The following is a 17,280-nucleotide window of genomic DNA, read 5'->3' on the forward strand; positions in this document are numbered from 1 at the left end:
TCATTTCACCTTACTAGCCCTTTTCATCAACCCACTACAGTTGACAAAGAGCCTGTAAGCCATCGTCTTTCTCTCTTTCTTACAATTAAGTCACTCTTTACTATCATTTATAACGCTTTTTCAACTAGTTGGAAACCAGAAGCAAAAACAAAAAGCCTAGGAATCCCTAGGCCTTCTGTTTATAGATTATTTTCCAAGGTAGTATTCTTTTACGACGTTCAATTTTTCGTCGAATTCGAATACCAATGGTGGGAAGTTAGGGATTTCTACACCCATGATTTCATCATCTGACAAGTGTTTGATGTGTTTTACAAGGGCACGGATTGAGTTACCGTGAGCACCTACGAATACGTTTTTACCATCTTTAAGCGCTGGAGCGATTTTATCTTCCCAGAATGGAAGGGCACGTTCCAAAGTCACTTTCAAGTTTTCAGCATCTGGAATGACTGAGTCGTCAAGTGAAGCGTAACGACGGTCAGTGTGAGCTGAGTATTCGTCATCATGAGGCATTGCAGGAGGCAATACATCGTATGAACGACGCCAGATGTGAACTTGCTCATCACCAAATTGTTCAGCAGCTTCAGCTTTGTTTTTACCAGTCAAACCACCATAGTGACGTTCGTTCAAGCGCCATGATTTTTCAACTGGAACCCAGAGTTGGTCAGCAGCTTCAAGAGCCAAATTTGTTGTTTTGATCGCACGTTTCAATACTGAAGTGTAAGCTTGGTCAAATTCGATACCAGCTTCTTTGATCAATTTACCAGCGTCAATCGCTTGTTGTGTTCCTTTATCAGACAAATCAACATCAGCCCAACCAGTGAAAAGGTTAGCTTTGTTCCATTCAGACTCACCGTGGCGAGCAAAAACCAATTTTACCATTAGATGGATTCTCCTTTTATTTTTCGAGGTTTCCCTCGTTTATCTATTCTATTTTACACAATTTTTCATAAAAAAGCTAGTTAAAATCAACTAAAAAGAGAAGAGCTTAGCAGTCTTCTCTTTATCGCACTATCATAATTGTTCTCGATAGAGGATGAAATAGTCCCGTCCAAATAATTGGAAAACTACTACTCTTCAATTACAAATTTTTTCAATGTTCCAAAGTAAAGTGAACCACCAATAATGGTTAGAATTCCACCTACCCATCCTAAAAATGGAATCAAGCCGACCGCACCACCTACAATGAGCAAAACAGAAGGTGCATTCGTAACACGTTCATCATCTTTATAATAAACAATAGCCACAATTCCCAATACTAAAACAGCAATTTTAACCAATGACAAAATAATTGAGAGCCCTGTCAATGTCCCAACTGTTACATCTGCGTCTTCAGTTGCCGCAGCAGCTCCAACAGCCATGATAAACATGATGATTGGCGCTAAAAGCAATATAATTCCTGAAATAAGACCAAAAATAGCGTTGACACGAGCAAGTGTATTTGTTTTCATAATAATCTCCTTAAAATTTTTATAGGTATTATTCTATCATAATTCATCTAAAAATTAAACAATCTTATAAAATTTTATAATAAATATTGATTTTCAAAAAATAATTTTAAGTTCTATACTCTCTTTATAATTATTAGAAATATAAAATTATGAGAAAACTGAATAGTTAATTATGTTAATTATCTACACGGACAGGCCAGGAAGAACTTCATTTAAGGAAATGGACTAGTAAATTTTCCCATGATAAAACGCATAATATCAAGGTACTTGAACTCTTGATATTATGCGTTTTTATGATTTTAGCGACCTTTCTCAGTCTCTTTCTGATTATTTTGCTTCAAATCCTTCTGCAACTGCATCCGAAAAGTTTTCTTCTACAATGCTTGCACAGTGATCACAGATGACTGCATGATAGCTGCGTTCAGCAGTAGTTGGATCGATACGACGGCAACGGTCACAGACTTCACCCGCAGCACGTTCAACAGTGAAGGCTACGTCTTCGAAGCTAACAGCGCCTTCTGGAGCTGGTCCATCTGCAATGGTCAATTCTGACACGATCAAAAGTTGAGCCACATTGCTATCCACCGCTCCAAGAAGAGTTTTCACAACTTCGTTTGGATAAACTGTCAAGTGAGCTTCAAGTGATTTACCGATTACTTTTGCATTACGAGCTTCTTCCAAGGCTTTTTGAGCTTGTCCGCGGAAGTCCATGAAGGCTGCCCAAGTATCCAAGATTTCTTCCTGGTTAGCAAATGTTTCCGCTTCTGGTAATTCTGACAATTGAACGAAGTCTTCAGCTTCAAACTCAAGATATGACCAGATTTCTTCCGCAGTGTGAGGAAGGATTGGTGTCAAGAGTTTGGTGATTTTTACAAGAATGTCATAGAAAACAGTCTGCATTTGACGACGTTCGAGTGATTTGGCACCTTCGATGTAAACAACGTCTTTGGCAAAGTCAAGGTAGAAGGCAGACAAATCAACGTTGATAAAGTTCACCAAGGCCTTGTAGATTGTCAAGAATTCAAAGTTGGCATAAGCATCACGAATCGTTTTCACAAGCTGGTTAAAGCGGATGGTCATGTACTTATCAACAGAACGAAGCTCATCGTAAGCCACTGCGTCTTGAGCTGGGTTAAAGTCAGAAGTGTTAGCAATCAAGAAACGAAGAGTGTTACGGATCTTACGGTAAGTTTCAGAGACTTGACTCAAGATATCCATAGAAATACGCACGTCGTTGCTTGAATCAACACTTGTTACCCAGAGACGCAAAATTTCTGCACCGAATTGTTTTTCTACATCGCTTGGAGCAATGGTATTCCCAAGGGATTTAGACATCTTTTCGCCCTTACCGTCAAGGGCAAATCCTTGTGACAAGATTTGTTTGTAAGGAGCAACACCATGGTTGGCAACAGATGTGATAAGTGATGAGTTGAACCAACCACGGTACTGGTCAGAACCTTCAAGGTAAAGATCTGCTGGATATTTGAGTTCTGGACGGTTGACCACTACTCCATTCCATGATGAACCTGAGTCAAACCATACGTCCATGATATCTGTTTCTTTCTTGAACTCGCCATTTGGTGAACCTGGATGAGTAAATCCTTCTGGCAAGAGGTCCTTAGCATCACGTTCCCACCAGATGATAGAACCGTGTTCCTCAAAGAGTTGAGCCACGTGTTCAATGGTTTCAGCTGTCATGATTGGCGTTCCGTCTTCAGCATAGAAGATAGGAAGGGGAACTCCCCAAGCACGTTGACGAGAGATAACCCAGTCGCCACGGTCACGAATCATATTGTAAAGACGAACTTTACCCCATTCTGAGTGGAACTTCACTTTTTCAATTTCATCCAAGATTTCTTGGCGGAATTTAGATACAGAGGCAAACCACTGTGGAACAGCACGCCAGATGATTGGTTTTTTCGTACGCCAGTCAAATGGGTAAGAGTGGGAGATTTCTTCTTGAGCAAGGAGCAAATCGCCCAGTTTTTCGATAACAGTCGGCACAACCTTGTCATAGAACTGACCCGCAAATTCAGGACCAGCATTTTCCATCATAATACCGCGTTCGTTAACTGTTACAGCAACTTCAAGGCCGTTGGCAACACCAACATTGTAGTCGTCCTCACCAAAACCAGGGGCTGTATGGACAATACCAGTACCAGAGTCAGTCGTAACGTGATCACCAAGGATTACCAACTCATCTACAGCCGTATCCCATGGGTGGACTGTCACAATGTGGTTCAATTCTTGACCACGGTAGGTCGCCAAGACTTGAACATCCGCCCAACCAAATTTCTCAGAAAGACTATTCAATAATTCTGAAGCAACTACAAACTTACGAGATTCACCAGCTGGTTGTACCAATACATAATCAATATCTGCTCCAACTGTCAAACCACGAGAGGCTGTAATGGTAAATGGTGTAGTGGTCCATACGACAATATAAGTATCCGTATCTAGAACACCTTTTCCGTCTTTGACACGGTTAGCATAGTAAAGGGAAGTTGAAAGCAAGTCATGGTACTCAATTTCCGCTTCAGCAAGGGCTGACTCAGAAGACCATGACCAGTAAACTGGCTTGGCACCACGGTAGATATAGCCTTTTTTAGCCATCTCACCAAAGACACGGATCTGAGCTGCTTCATAGTCTGGAGTCAAGGTCACATAAGGATTTTCCCAGTCACCAGAAACACCCAAACGTTTAAAGTCTTCACGTTGTTTATCTACTTGAGAAAGAGCATACTCGCGGCAAAGTTTCAAGTACTCAACCAAGTCCATTTCTTTACGTTTCACGCCTTGTTTTGCCAAGACTTGCTCGATTGGCAGACCATGTGTATCCCAACCTGGGATGTAAGGGGCGTAAAACCCTGACATAGACTTAGAACGAACAATAATATCTTTAGAAATCTTGTTCATGGCATGTCCAACGTGGATATTTCCGTTTGCATATGGAGGTCCATCGTGCAAGGTAAAATGCGGTTTTCCTTGGTTCAATTCTTGACGACGTTGGTAAAGTTTTGCATCTTCCCATTCCTTTTGCCAGAGTGGCTCTTTGGTAGGAAGTCCTGCACGCATTGGGAAAGCTGTTTTCCCAAGGTTAAGGGTATCTTTGAGTTTCATGGTATCTCCTTTATAAATATTAACAAATTAAAAACCACGACTTCCAAAAAGGACGAAAATCGTGGTACCACCTTTGTTCGAAAAAAGACAGTGTCTCTTTTCCTCTTTTCCCGTAACGTGGGGAACGTCCAGTCTTACTGTTTTCAGACCGGATTTGTTGAGAGGATAATCTAACGACTAGAGATTGCAGGGCTCACACCATCTCCTGCTCGCTGAAAATATAGTTGGTTAGATTTTGTTCTCACATTTACTTTTATAGTATAAGAACAGATTCTTTGTTTGCATCGTCCTCAGTTGCTGCAGTAGCCTCTACCTCAACTGGCTCTTCATGTTGTTCACTTTCATCTGTATGTTGATTTTGTTGAGCTTCAAACTCAGCTAATTCTTTATTTCCAGCCTCGATACGAGCTTGCAACTCAGCAACCTCTTCTGGTGTGAATTGACGAGTCATATCAATAGGCTCTTCCTCAGGTTGTGAAGGAATAGTTTCACCAAGAACTTCCCCCACCACTTCTTTAAAGGCTTCATCGCTTGTTTGAAGATACGTTGCTGTTGGGCGAAGAATGTCCTCCCAATCTGATGACTCAACAATAGCCAATTGACTTTCAATCGTAGACTTGAGGCGTTGATGGAATACACGACTCTTGTTCTTCAACTCTTCTGTCTCAACAGCCACTTTCTTAGCGTTATCTGTTGCCTGACGGAGAATTTCATTTGCCTTGTATTTTGCTTCTTCAAGCAAACGCTGAGCGTCTTGTTCAGCTTGTTGAATAATATTGTTTGAACGTTCTTGAGCAGCCTGTTTGACACGCTCCGCAGTATCTTGAGCAATCAAAACTGACTGACTCAAGGAATCTTTCATCTCATCAAAGTAAGACAAACGTTCTTCCAAACTCTTGATGTGTGTTTCTTTGTCGTGATTACTACGAACCAAATCTTCATAGTCACGAACAACGATATCAAGAAATTCATCTACTTCTTCTGGGTCAAAACCTCTAAATCTTGTACCAAAGGTTTTATCTTTAATTTCTAACGATGTAATTGGCATACTTTTCCTCACTTACTTAATAATAATTGAATGCTTAATTTTATCTTGTCTTTTTTTGTCTGTCCATTGTCTTTGACAACTTTTAGACGACCAAACTTTCTCACACTGATCAAATCCCCAACGGCAACCTGGTAATCACTTTTTTCAACCAGATGATAGTTTACCTGGACAGATTTTTTCTCAATTAGTTGACTGGTTTGATTTCTAGATAATTTCAAGGCACTTGATAAGAGGGCATCCAATCGAAAACTCGAAACTAAAATTTCTCGTTCTCTAAAGTCAATTTTAGATATAATCCTATCGGTAAAAGGACGTTCCTCCAGCGATACAGGAAGTCTGCCAATCTTTCTTATTCCATCCTGAAAAAGAGGAATAAAATCACGATTGACAAAAATCTGTGCTCTCTTTTCATCTACCAAGATATCACCAAATAATTTACGGTCAATTCCTAGCTGGTTGATGATTGTTCCCAATATTTTTCCATGGCTCAGCTGTTCAAACTTGCTCGGATAGCAAATTTCTAACAAGGTCATTTCAAAGTCTGATATTTCCGGTTCAAAGTAATCTGGATACAGAAGAACACGAACCGACTCCGTCGGAAGAAAATCACCACTACTTTGGCAACCCAGTCCATATGTCCCAGCTAGCACCCTCAAGATCTGTTCCTGATGGGGATTGATAAAAGGTGTAAGCACCGGTACATATGTATCTTCTACCCGCCTTATCCACTCTAATCCCTTATCAATAAAGGGAATATCATCTTGGGAAAAATGCTGATAAATGGCTCGATTTACTGTCATAGTAATAGTACTAGTCGTGTTAAGATATTTCCAAGAAACTGGATCAGAATCAGCGCGGCCCAAACCGTAAAATCAAGACCAGCAAATTGTAAATTGAGCTTACGAAGTGGCTCGATAACTGGACGAGCAAGTCTGATGACTAAGCGACCTAGTTGACTTTCATAGGCATTTGGAAACCATGAAAGAAGAGCAAATGCAACGAGAATGATGGAGTAAATGCTAACTGCATTTTGAATTAAACGGATTAAGAAAATCATTATCTTGCTCTATTTCGTTTAATATCAAAGCCGAACTCGGCACCTTGTGATTCGTCTGGAAGTTTGATATCCTCAATATTCACGATAACGTTGACAGGCGTCAATAGATACATCGTACTCGCAACTTTTTTCATATTTCCAGCCAAGACGTGACGGGCTCCGTCCAAGTAATCAAGGCAGCGGCGCGCTTGTACTTCTGTCATGTATTGGAAATCAATCAAGATGCTTTCATTTCCAGTTAACAAATCAACAATCTCAGTTGCATCCTCATACTTTCTTGGATAACGAACATCAATCGTCACTTTCTCATCTGAGTGATGGTTTTGCTTTGCCAACTCTTGTTGACGAGCATGGAGGCGAGTAATATTCGCATCTTTTGCTGATCCTGACTGAGCAGGTGCTGGTAATTCTTTAGAAGATGAGATAGCTGGGCTAACTGTTTCCTCTTGTTGAGTCTGGTAGTTAGTCGTTTCTTCCCCATCTTCTGTAAAATAATCTATAAATTTATCGAATCTATCTTTTAAAGACATAGCTCTCTCCTATTTAAAAAATGCTGTACCGATTCGAACAAAGGTTGAGGCGAACTGAATCGCTTCTTTAAAATCACGACTCATTCCCATACTTAGCTCTGTCATCGGCATATTAGGGATTTGTTTTTCTCTAATTTCTGCTTGCAGAGCCTGCGTATCCTTGAAAATTTTTTTCAATTCATCACTGCCTGCCTCAAAAGGAGCCATGGTCATTAAACCAACATACTCAATCTGATCTAACTTAGCCAATTCTGGCAAAAGTTCTAGCAATTCTTCTTTTGAAAACCCATGCTTGCTTTCTTCCCCAGAAATATTAACCTGCAAGAAACACTTGATAACATGATCTGTTCTCTTTTGAATTTCCTGTGCTAATTTTAGAGAGTCTAAAGCATGAAAGTAATCCACATATGGGATTACTTCTTTTACTTTCCGTCTCTGTAGTGTTCCTATTAAATGCCAAGTGACTGGGTAATCTTTCAAGGCCTGATATTTTTCTAAAAATTTATCAACTCGATTTTCACCGATATGATGGATGCCAAGCGGAAGCAAGGCTTCCGCTGTTTGTACATCTACATATTTTGTCACTGCGATTACTGAAACAGCATCTAGATTACGGTTGGCTTTTTGACTAGCATCAGCAATTTGCTGAAAAACTAATTCAGTGTTTTTTTTCAAATTCATTGATTAACGATTTTTGAAGAATGGAGGTGTATCCAATTCATCCTCATCTTGTGAAACTGGTGTTTCAAAGCGTTCAACTGGTGAAACAACGGGATCTGTTTGGCGAACAATTGACTCACGGCGCAAGTCCCAATCTCCAAAAGCAGATGCTTGGTTGGTTTCAAAGCGACGCGGACTTGATTTAGGCAGTTCTGCTGTCTCTTCCAAGTCGAATTGACGGTCAAATGTGTGTGCTTGTGGAGTTTTAGTTGATGGTCGACCAACTGGTTGGTTGGTAGCAGACCCGACTACTTTTTCTAGTCGTTCTTGACGAACACCTGTCGCTACAACAGTCACACGGATTTCATCCTTCATGCTTTCGTCGATAGATGTTCCAAGCCAGATGTTTACACCTTTACCAGCTGCTTGGTTAACGATTTCTGAAGCTTCTTCTGCTTCAATCAAAGTTAAATCAAGACCGCCAGTAACGTTAACAATCACATCTTCGGCGCCATCGATAGTTGTTTCAAGAAGTGGAGAGTAAATTGCTTTACGAGCTGCTTCAACAACGCGCTCTTCACCACTACCAATACCGATACCCATAAGGGCATTCCCTTTGTTTGCCATTACAGTCTTCACGTCAGCAAAGTCAAGGTTAATCAATCCTGGGTTCGTGATCAAGTCAGTAATCCCTTGAACACCTTGGCGAAGAACGTTATCTGCTTCACTAAGAGCTTCAAGAAGCGGTGTTTTCTTGTCAACAATTTCAAGTAAGTTATTGTTAGAGATAATCAACAAAGTATCAACATGCTCGCGAAGTTCATTGATTCCTTCTACAGCGTACTGACCACGTTTGCTTCCTTCAAATCCGAAAGGACGTGTCACGACACCAACTGTAAGAGCACCAAGATCTTTAGCGATACGTGCAATAACAGGGGCAGCACCTGTACCAGATCCACCACCCATACCAGCAGTGATGAAGACCATGTCTGCACCGCTGATTGCTTCCGTCAAAGCTTCTTCGCTTTCTTCTGCAGCTTTGCGTCCAACTTCTGGACGTCCTCCAGCACCCAAACCACGAGTCAATTTTGGACCAAGTTGGATAACGGTTTCTGCTTTCGTACTGCTAAGGGCTTGTACATCAGTGTTGGCTGCGATAAATTCTACACCAGCAACACCTTCGTCAACCATGCGGTTAATGGCGTTACCACCACCACCACCGACACCAATTACCTTAATAACTGCGCCTTGAGCTGCTGCTGTATCAAATGAAAATGTCATAATTTCTTATCCTCTTTTATTCATCAAACATGCTTCCGATTAAACCACGGAAACGTTCTGTTAGCTTCGGTTTACTTTGAGAACTTGCTTGGAATTCTTCCTTGGGAGCAACTGGAGTTTCCTGTACAGTTTCAACTGGAGTTGTCTGTGTTGGGCTTGGTTGTGCCACAGGATTCAAACGTTGATTTGGGATGCCAAAGTTGATTGGTTTTTGACGAAGGAATTCATCTCCTTTAACTGCTTTTTGAGCAAGAAGATTGACTTCAGTCAATTTACCAGCAAACTCAGATAAACTAATCACGTGAGCAAATGCAGGGTTGCGAATTCCAACCTGATTCGGAACATAGAGTTTTACTCGAACACCAAATACTTCTTGGGCTAATTCAACAACGCCTGGCAAAATTGCATTTCCACCGATAAGGACGATACCTCCTGGCAAATCCAACAAGTGTCTTCTTTCCAACTCTTGTTTGATTTGGTCAAAGATATGTTTGATACGTGCTGAAATAATTTCTGCCAAGTAGCTTTCTGTCACTTCAACAGGTTCTACTTCGCCAATTACTTCAACTTGGAAAGTTTCATTACTTGCAAGTGGAACGTAAGCTTCACCATAGTTCAGTTTCAAACTTTCTGCAATCTTTTGAGATGTTTTCAAGACTTTAGAAATGTCTTTTGTAACGTAATCTCCACCTTCTTGGTAGATGTTGGTGAATTGCAATTCTTGGTTGCGGATAGTCGCTACAGTAGTCTGACCTCCACCCATGTCAATGACAGTTGCACCAAATTCACGTTCGCCTTCATTGAGAACTGAGTTCACAATCGCCAAAGGTGAAATAATCACATTATCAACCTGAATGCCTACACGCTCAACTGTCTTGCGAAGATTGTGTAGAATCGTACGAGGACCTGTGTAAAGCAGACCACGCATTTCCAAGCGAACACCCATCATACCACGAGGGTCACGGATTCCTTGGAAACCATCCACGATGAATTCTTCTGGAATAAAGGTAATCACTTCACGATCAGGAGTCATGCTCTTTGTCAAAGCTGACTTAACAACATCTTCAACATCCTGATCTGTGATTTCTTTTGTATCTGATGTTACAGGAATCATTCCTTGTGTTGGTTCGACCTGCAAGAGATTTGCTGGCAGACCAACGTTGACAGACTTGATAGAAATGCCTGCTTTCTCTTCTGCCTGTGTGATTGCGGATTTGATTGCTGAAGCAGCTGCTTCAATATCAACAATAATTCCGTCTTTTACACCTTTACTTTTGGCATTACTAACACCAATTACATTTACTTCGCCATCTCTATGCTCTGCAACTAACACCTTAATGGAGCTAGTTCCGATATCTAAGCCTGTAAAAAAACCATCTCTAGTCATTACATCGCATCCTCTCTGTCTTCCAAGTTTCTCACTTCTATTTAATAACTATGTTTGGGCATAGCTATTCAAAGAATATTATAACACAAAAAATCCAATCGTGCTTAGTTTTTGATAAAATTCCTGCATGTTTTTTGAGAAAATTCTAGAAAAATTCTTCTTCTAAGAGATTATTTGAAGTTAACGTTCACAATTTCCTTTTTGTTTCTTAAAAATCCAAAAAAGAGAAGATCATTTTAGATCTTCTCTTGAATAAATTCTTCCGATTTTTGTTGTAAAAAATTTTCTACTAATTTCCCTGTTAAGCGAATTGCTATCACTATAACAGTCGAAACAATGAGATAATTTAAGGGCTGGCCGAAACTTCCAACAAGTGGCGGTCTCGTTAAGAAACCATAATCCCCACTGACAACTAAATTAACAACCCATATCAAAGCGTTTAGAGTGAAGGTAATCACCGCTACATTTTTGAAGTTGAGCAGGGAAGCTTCATAGTTTTTAAACAAGTATAAGAGGGCATTTCCCAAAAGTGCCACATGTCCGATAATGAAGGACAGGATGGTCACGTGTGGAAACGGATAAGGATCAAATAGTGGATAAGTCAGAGCTGCTGTTGCTCCAAAGACTCCTAGAAGGGCAAAGTATTGCTTGTACTTAGAGGTTCCCGGGATCAGGAGCAAGACAAACATGGCTACACGGCAATGATAGAAAGGTAAACTTTCTGACAGGGGCAAATGGTTTCCCCAATACCAGCCATACAGAACAATCAGTTGAACAGATTGAAGAATCTGAATAAATCGTTGGTAAGCCACTTTGTCGCGAAAACGATAAGAAGCGTAGAAAGTAAAGGCCAGTAAACATAACAAACCAATATACCAGTGGAGTTCAAACTGGGGCGGTTCTGATATCTGCGTGGTAAATAATTTATCCCACAAATTCATATTCTATTCCTCGTTCATCTAGCTAGAGGCGGTAAAAAATTCACTTTCTCCAGCTTTTAAATTTTTTGAAAAAACTTGATTCTATGCTATTCATAGAACACTTACGTCTTAAATTCGCAACCTATTATATCATTTGTATTGCAGAAATGCACTTTACAGACACCCTTTTTTGATTTGTCGACTTCTCTAGCACAAACTAATCGACATATTGGTCTCTTTGTCCTCTATAAACTTGCCAAAGAATCTCCATTTGCTCCTTGGTGATGCGTTTTTCAGATAAGACTGGCAATTGGTCAATGGCAAAAAATTGAAGCTCAGCAATTTCTTGATTTTCTTGAAATTGTCCATCAAGAAGCTGACATTCAAAGACAAACTTTGCATATTGTTTGCTCTGTAGTTGGAAACGATTGGTATCAAAAACTGCAAGTAACCTTTCAGCTTTTGCTGTAAAACCGGTTTCTTCTTCAATTTCCTTAAGAATATTTTCTGTTGGAGAATAACCAACTTCACCAAATCCACCTGGCAAAGCCCAACTATCCTCTCCTTTTCCCCTAACCAGACAAATTTTTTCATCCTCAACAATCCAAGCACGGACGTCCATTAACGGAGTCGCATAAGCGGACGTTGGCTTCAAGACTTCTGCCACTTCTTCTGCATCTATATCTAATCCCTGATTCAACATTTCAGATAACAGGCTTCGCAAGTCCTCGTAACGCTCGCGGTCGAAAGGATCTTTTGTAAAGGTTAATCCAGTATCTGTAATGGCAATCATTCTTTGCAGATACTTGGCAAAATCACTTGCATTCATTTTCTAAACTTTCTACCAACCTGGCTAGATTCATGGAGTTCGAGCCTTTGAGCAAAATCTGGTCATTGGCACCGAGTCTTTCCTTGACCTGCTTGACAAGGTCTTCAAATTGATCCTCGTCGGCTGTTTTTTTAAAGTAGAAAACGTGGCCGATTGGAAACATTTGACTGGCAAGTTGGCTTAATTCCGCAATATCTTCTCCATAGAAAATAACCGTATCCAGCACATCTGGCGAGAGGCTCAAAATCATCTGGTTATGGAGTTGAACAGACTGGCTACCTAATTCCTTCATATCCGCCAAAACCGCAATTTTCTTGCCACCCTCGTTGGCTGGAATGGCAGAGAATGTCTCCAAAATCAACTTCATAGCAGTTGGATTGGCATTGTAGACATCTGACAGGATATCTGCTCCATTGGCTGCTTTCTTCCACTCAGTACGGTTACGCGTCAATTCAAGATTTTGGAAGGCCTGGTGAATTTGCTCCTCTGAAACTCCTTCTTGTAGGGCAACATAGGATGCAATCATGGCATTAGTGGCATTGTACTTACCAGTCACTGGCAAATCAAGGGCTTGTTCCAAGAAATTGGCCTTAAAGGTCAGACTATCCTTGCGTTCGACCAAGTCTGTGATTTCCAATTCTGCCCCTTGCCCAAAACGAACCACCTTTTTATCAGCTGGCAAGTAGTCCTCTACAATGGAGTCGGCTGGTGCCAAAAGCAAAGAACCTGAAGCCATACCATCTGCAATTTGCATTTTTCCTTTAGCAATCTCTGAACGGTCTTTGAAAAAGGCCAAATGAGCTTCTCCAACCAAGGTCACGATGGCTGTCTTAGGATGAGCTAATTCAGACAAGAGATGAATATCTCCCAAGTGGTCCTGCCCCATCTCCAAGACCAACTTTTCTGTTCCCTCAGGCATGTGGAGAACTGTGTAGGGAAGGCCAATCTCGTTATTGTAATTGCCCTGAGTTTTGTAGGTCTTGTAGGTTGTTGACAGTAAATGCGCCAACATATCCTTGGTCGTTGTCTTACCATTTGAACCCGTTACCGCAAAGACATCAACCGCTGTTTTTTCAAGATAGTAGGCTGCGAGAGTTTGAAAGGCAGACAACACGTCGTCTACTAGAATGTAGGGATGATTTGCAACCTCTTTCTCAGACAAGGTTACTGCTGCACCATTTTCCAAAGCTGTTTCGATAAAGTCATGACCATCACGCGCACCTTTGAGGGGCACAAACAAATCTCCCGTCCCAATCAAACGACTGTCAAACTCAGCCTTTTCTAACTGGACATTCTCAAATATGCTGACATCATTTTTAGCCCCAACAGCTTGGGCGACTTCACGGATTGTTAGTTTCATTTCTACTCCTTTAAAAAGGGTTGAAGTCTGAGAACTCTAATCACCTTGCAGGCGATGTTCCTGGCTTCTACCCCCTCTTTCATTTTTATAGTAAATGCGCTTCGTGCTTATTAAAGCTCTCCTTAGCAAGGTCAACCAAATGCTCGATTAGGTCTGAGTAGCTGATTCCCATATTGTCCCAAAGTAGTGGGTACATAGACCACTGGGTAAAACCTGGCATGGTATTGAGCTCGTTTAGGAAAACCTCGCCCTTATCTGTATAGAAGAAATCACAACGAGATAAACCAAGGCCACCGATCGCACGGAAGGCGGTTTCAGCATTTCGACGCATGACAGCTACCACATCATCACTAATCTTGGCTGGGATGTCCATGGTAATCTTGTTGTCAATATACTTGGCATCATAGTCATAAAAGGCAACATCCTTGACTACTTCACCTGGCAAAGTGCTCTTCACATCGTAGTTGCCCAAGAGACCAACCTCGATTTCACGCGCATTCACCCCTTGCTCTACTAAGACACGGCTGTCATATTGGAAGGCAAGTTCCAAAGCTTGGCGGAGTTCTTCTTGGTTTTCAGACTTAGAAATACCGACACTTGACCCCATGTTTGATGGTTTTGTGAAGACTGGATAAGTCAATTTTTCTTCAACTTCAGCGATTTTAGCAGTCACATCATCACCTTCGACGACGGCCACATAAGGAACTTGGGCAATTCCGACAGATTCTAGAACTCGCTTGGTCGTAATTTTATCCATGGCAAGACTAGATGACAAGATATTGCAACCTACATAAGGCATTTTTAAAACTTCCAAGAATCCTTGAACAGAGCCATCCTCTCCCATTGGGCCATGAAGGACTGGAAAGACCACTGCACCTTCTTCGTAAATGGCACTTGGCGCGATTTTTTTGTCCCAGTCAATGGTCGCATTGGTCATGAGACGGTCCTCTTGACCTGGAGTCTGGCTAAATTCCTGAGTCTTGATAAAGTCGCCTGACTGGCTGATAAAGAAAGTCTTGACTGTGAAACGGTCGTAGTTGACCGCACGCATGACACTCTCAGCTGACAATACAGACACCTCACGTTCTGCACTGCGTCCGCCGTATAAAAGAATAATCGTTTGTTTCATATTGCTTGTCCTAATTCTAATAGAATACTCGTTCTTTAGTATATCATATTTACTTTTTTTTTTAAAACTTGAAGCTAAAAAAGCCCTCATTTGAGAGCTGAAATTTTACCTATCCACCACTTGAGCTTCAAAGTTTGCTGGCTTGTCATCTATCGCTTCTTGGAGCTTTTTGATGCAGGGGATGATAATCTCTGTAAAGAGACCTTTGCCTGCTGTGTAGGCTGCTCCTGTCAGCTTACCTGAATCTAATACAACAAACTATCCATACAAAGTCTGATACATCTTTTCTATGAAAGCCTCAAGCTCTTTTTGAACAATTTTTAATAGGCGCTCTTCTTCGGCTTGAGAGATGTCCACACTCTCTTTTATTTTTTGATTACTAATATTAGAATAGTAACTACGTTTTATGGTTAACTGATTATCTAAAATATAGTAGACATCTATTTTTTCCTCTTTTACTGTTGTTTCAAATAAAACAGTGACTTCATTCTTTCCAGGATTTGAGATTTTCAAATCGATGTCTCCTTTTATCTCTATGGAGTCAATTCCTCCATCCAAGCGAATAGCTCCATCGGGAGGAACGACATAACCCGCTTTACGGATGTCAGGTGCATATTTTTCTGATGCCATCAAACGTTGTAAGACGACTATATTGTCACTCTCTTCAAAGGAGGTTTTTAATTGCATATGTTCTTGGTGGTTTTGATACTGAAAATAAAGATTCAAGCCAGTAGCTAAGGCAATTACAGAAGCAATCACGATTAGTATTTTTTTAAGTCCCGACATTTTTTTCATCCCCTCTGTCTAAGTAATCATAGAAGTCTTGTTTCCAACCCTCTTCCTTGTCATTAGGTTTTCCAATAAAAATATTGAGGTCAAAGCCATATTTAATAAAGTTGCCTCCTATCGTATTATTTTCAATAAGCGTTTCAACCATAAGTTTACCGTTAGCTTTTTCCCCATTTCCCATCACAATATAGAATTCCTCAACACGATTTGTCTGGTTTGTTTGGATACTATGATTGTAATCTGCTTGAACCTTAAACACATCTTTTGTTTCTACATCTTTAGAAATCATTCTTTCGTAAGAAGTAATAGCATCTAAATCCGAATTAAAATCTGCATCATCATATCTCCCTGAATCAATGTCTCCTTTGAAGGAACTTTCATATTTTTCAGTATTTACAGGGAGGTCTCCAATCCGAGTTGAATTTCCAATTGGTACTAATGATGTGGGCGCTTAATCCCTTCCAGCCATCTAGCTTCGATAAGTCTCTATCACCCCAAGATAACTCAGTAAAACTAGCAATTTGAATAGCTTCATGAGCCAAATCTTTACTATGATTAGATTCATACTGTTTTCTAATTTTGTCTTTAAAGAGTATGCGTTCTTCCTCTGAAATACCATAATCTGCCAAAATAATATCTAGATCATTTGTATTTTGGGCATCAACAACGCCCGCAAGACCTCTCCAAGTTGCCCTTACCCCATAGACTGGAGATGCAACTAGTCTATTGTACTCATAGATAACTTTTTCATTAGTCCATCCTTCTTGTTTTGCCTTCTTCAAAATTCCCTGTTGGAGCTTATAAAGTACATTTGCCGTAGATTCATCCAGGTTGTAAGATGATACTAAATCATCCACAATTTTTTTCTTATCTTTTTCAGCCTGAGTAACTGAAATATCCTTATCAAGCTTATGCGAAACAATCTTCACATCCTTCATCTTCTGTACCCAACTCATGTCCACACCGTCCGCATAGTAGTTGCCATCGCTATCGACAATGACTTTACTTAGTTGCGTGGTTCCTTTGATAGCTAAGCTAAGGACTTCTAGACTATCGTTGAAATACTGGGAAACCTGTGAAACAAAAAATTCTAGTTTTTCAATCTTATCATCCAAATCCTGAATACCTGACTCAATTTGAGACTTGGTATTGTAAAGGATGGTCTTCTCAGAGAAGGCTTTCCCCCAATTGAGACTAAAGAGGTCCGTGATTTGATTTAGCCAATTCTCCCTCACTTGAATCTGAGCTTCTACGATAGCTAACTGCTCTTCCCTCAATTTTTTCAGTTCTTTGAGCTGGTCTAGATCCAAATCACCATATCCAGATACCTGAGCATCCGCATATTTGTAGGAGGTCAACTCTAGTTGGATATCGTCTACCGCTGCTTGTAACTTCTTGATGCTGGGGATGATAATGTCTGTAAAGAGACCTTTACCAGCTGTGTAGGCTGCTCCTGACAGTTCACCTGAGTCTAAAGAGGAAATCAGGTGGTCACATCCACTAGATAAACGGTCTGTGACTTCATTTGCGACTTGGAGATTGTTGGTCATGGCCTGAATCAATTCTTGGGATTCTTGTGCGCTGGTTTGTCGTCTACTTGGTGATGGTGATTGTGTAGGACTTGTTATTGGTTACATAAAAAAACTTTCTCCCCTTAGTAGTTGATAACAATTCCATTCTTTACCAAATGAATACCTTTTTGATTGTTTGGAAGCTCTCTAA

16 protein-coding genes and 1 pseudogene are annotated in these 17,280 nt (G+C 40.6%); all 17 read right to left on the reverse strand.

The annotated features are described in order from the left end of the window. Window positions 1-186: 186 nt before the first annotated feature. Window positions 187-879: a phosphoglycerate mutase gene (locus tag KIH88_RS06725; protein WP_000240120.1), complete on the reverse strand. Its 693-nt coding sequence runs from the start codon at window positions 877-879 to the stop codon at window positions 187-189. Window positions 880-1,067: 188 nt separating this feature from the next. Beyond that, window positions 1,068-1,448: a hypothetical protein gene (locus tag KIH88_RS06730; protein ID WP_213988162.1), complete on the reverse strand. Its 381-nt coding sequence runs from the start codon at window positions 1,446-1,448 to the stop codon at window positions 1,068-1,070. Window positions 1,449-1,775: 327 nt separating this feature from the next. Beyond that, the gene (gene ileS / locus KIH88_RS06735) at window positions 1,776-4,568 is read right to left on the reverse strand and encodes an isoleucine--tRNA ligase (RefSeq protein WP_213988163.1); all 2,793 of its coding nucleotides are present in this window, start codon (window positions 4,566-4,568) and stop codon (window positions 1,776-1,778) included. Window positions 4,569-4,821: 253 nt separating this feature from the next. After that, window positions 4,822-5,616, reverse strand: coding sequence for a DivIVA domain-containing protein (locus tag KIH88_RS06740; protein WP_001123185.1), 795 nt, complete (start codon window positions 5,614-5,616; stop codon window positions 4,822-4,824). An 8-nt stretch (window positions 5,617-5,624) separates the two neighbouring features. Beyond that, on the reverse strand, window positions 5,625-6,416 hold the full coding sequence (locus tag KIH88_RS06745) for a YlmH family RNA-binding protein (RefSeq protein ID WP_213988164.1): 792 nt from the start codon (window positions 6,414-6,416) through the stop codon (window positions 5,625-5,627). Next, the gene (locus KIH88_RS06750) at window positions 6,413-6,673 is read right to left on the reverse strand and encodes a YggT family protein (RefSeq protein WP_000576499.1); all 261 of its coding nucleotides are present in this window, start codon (window positions 6,671-6,673) and stop codon (window positions 6,413-6,415) included. The genes KIH88_RS06745 and KIH88_RS06750 overlap by 4 nt, the downstream gene beginning before the upstream one ends. Beyond that, complete coding sequence (locus KIH88_RS06755; RefSeq protein WP_125840901.1) at window positions 6,673-7,203, reverse strand: cell division protein SepF; 531 nt, start codon at window positions 7,201-7,203, stop codon at window positions 6,673-6,675. Before KIH88_RS06755 ends, KIH88_RS06750 begins: the two co-directional genes overlap by 1 nt. A 9-nt stretch (window positions 7,204-7,212) precedes the next feature. Beyond that, window positions 7,213-7,884 carry a YggS family pyridoxal phosphate-dependent enzyme gene (locus KIH88_RS06760; protein WP_213988165.1) on the reverse strand — a complete coding sequence of 224 codons (672 nt, stop codon included), beginning with the start codon at window positions 7,882-7,884 and terminating at the stop codon, window positions 7,213-7,215. Between the two features lie 3 nt (window positions 7,885-7,887). Further along, window positions 7,888-9,144, reverse strand: coding sequence for a cell division protein FtsZ (gene ftsZ / locus KIH88_RS06765; RefSeq protein ID WP_000144258.1), 1,257 nt, complete (start codon window positions 9,142-9,144; stop codon window positions 7,888-7,890). Window positions 9,145-9,160: 16 nt separating this feature from the next. Continuing rightward, window positions 9,161-10,531, reverse strand: a complete 1,371-nt coding sequence (gene ftsA, locus KIH88_RS06770) for a cell division protein FtsA (RefSeq protein ID WP_000196341.1) — start codon at window positions 10,529-10,531, stop codon at window positions 9,161-9,163. A gap of 236 nt (window positions 10,532-10,767) precedes the next feature. Continuing rightward, window positions 10,768-11,472 carry a YwaF family protein gene (locus KIH88_RS06775; RefSeq protein ID WP_213988166.1) on the reverse strand — a complete coding sequence of 235 codons (705 nt, stop codon included), beginning with the start codon at window positions 11,470-11,472 and terminating at the stop codon, window positions 10,768-10,770. 196 nt (window positions 11,473-11,668) lie between these two features. Next, window positions 11,669-12,280: an NUDIX hydrolase N-terminal domain-containing protein gene (locus KIH88_RS06780; protein WP_195593678.1), complete on the reverse strand. Its 612-nt coding sequence runs from the start codon at window positions 12,278-12,280 to the stop codon at window positions 11,669-11,671. Then, complete coding sequence (locus tag KIH88_RS06785; RefSeq protein WP_213988167.1) at window positions 12,267-13,640, reverse strand: UDP-N-acetylmuramoyl-tripeptide--D-alanyl-D-alanine ligase; 1,374 nt, start codon at window positions 13,638-13,640, stop codon at window positions 12,267-12,269. Before KIH88_RS06785 ends, KIH88_RS06780 begins: the two co-directional genes overlap by 14 nt. Window positions 13,641-13,725: 85 nt before the next feature. Continuing rightward, entirely contained in the window at window positions 13,726-14,769 is a 1,044-nt protein-coding gene (locus KIH88_RS06790; protein WP_213988168.1) for a D-alanine--D-alanine ligase, read from the reverse strand. 258 nt (window positions 14,770-15,027) lie between these two features. Then, window positions 15,028-15,555 carry a thiol-disulfide isomerase gene (locus KIH88_RS06795; RefSeq protein ID WP_213988169.1) on the reverse strand — a complete coding sequence of 176 codons (528 nt, stop codon included), beginning with the start codon at window positions 15,553-15,555 and terminating at the stop codon, window positions 15,028-15,030. Beyond that, window positions 15,542-15,847, reverse strand: coding sequence for a hypothetical protein (locus KIH88_RS06800; protein ID WP_213988170.1), 306 nt, complete (start codon window positions 15,845-15,847; stop codon window positions 15,542-15,544). The genes KIH88_RS06795 and KIH88_RS06800 overlap by 14 nt, the downstream gene beginning before the upstream one ends. 630 nt (window positions 15,848-16,477) lie before the next feature. Continuing rightward, window positions 16,478-17,108, reverse strand: a pseudogene (locus KIH88_RS06805) (virulence protein); the annotation flags it as partial. Between the last annotated feature and the right edge of the window lie 172 nt (window positions 17,109-17,280).

Origin of the sequence: Streptococcus oralis (assembly GCF_018448765.2) — a bacterium.
GTDB classification, from domain to species: Bacteria; Bacillota; Bacilli; order Lactobacillales; family Streptococcaceae; genus Streptococcus; species Streptococcus oralis_BM.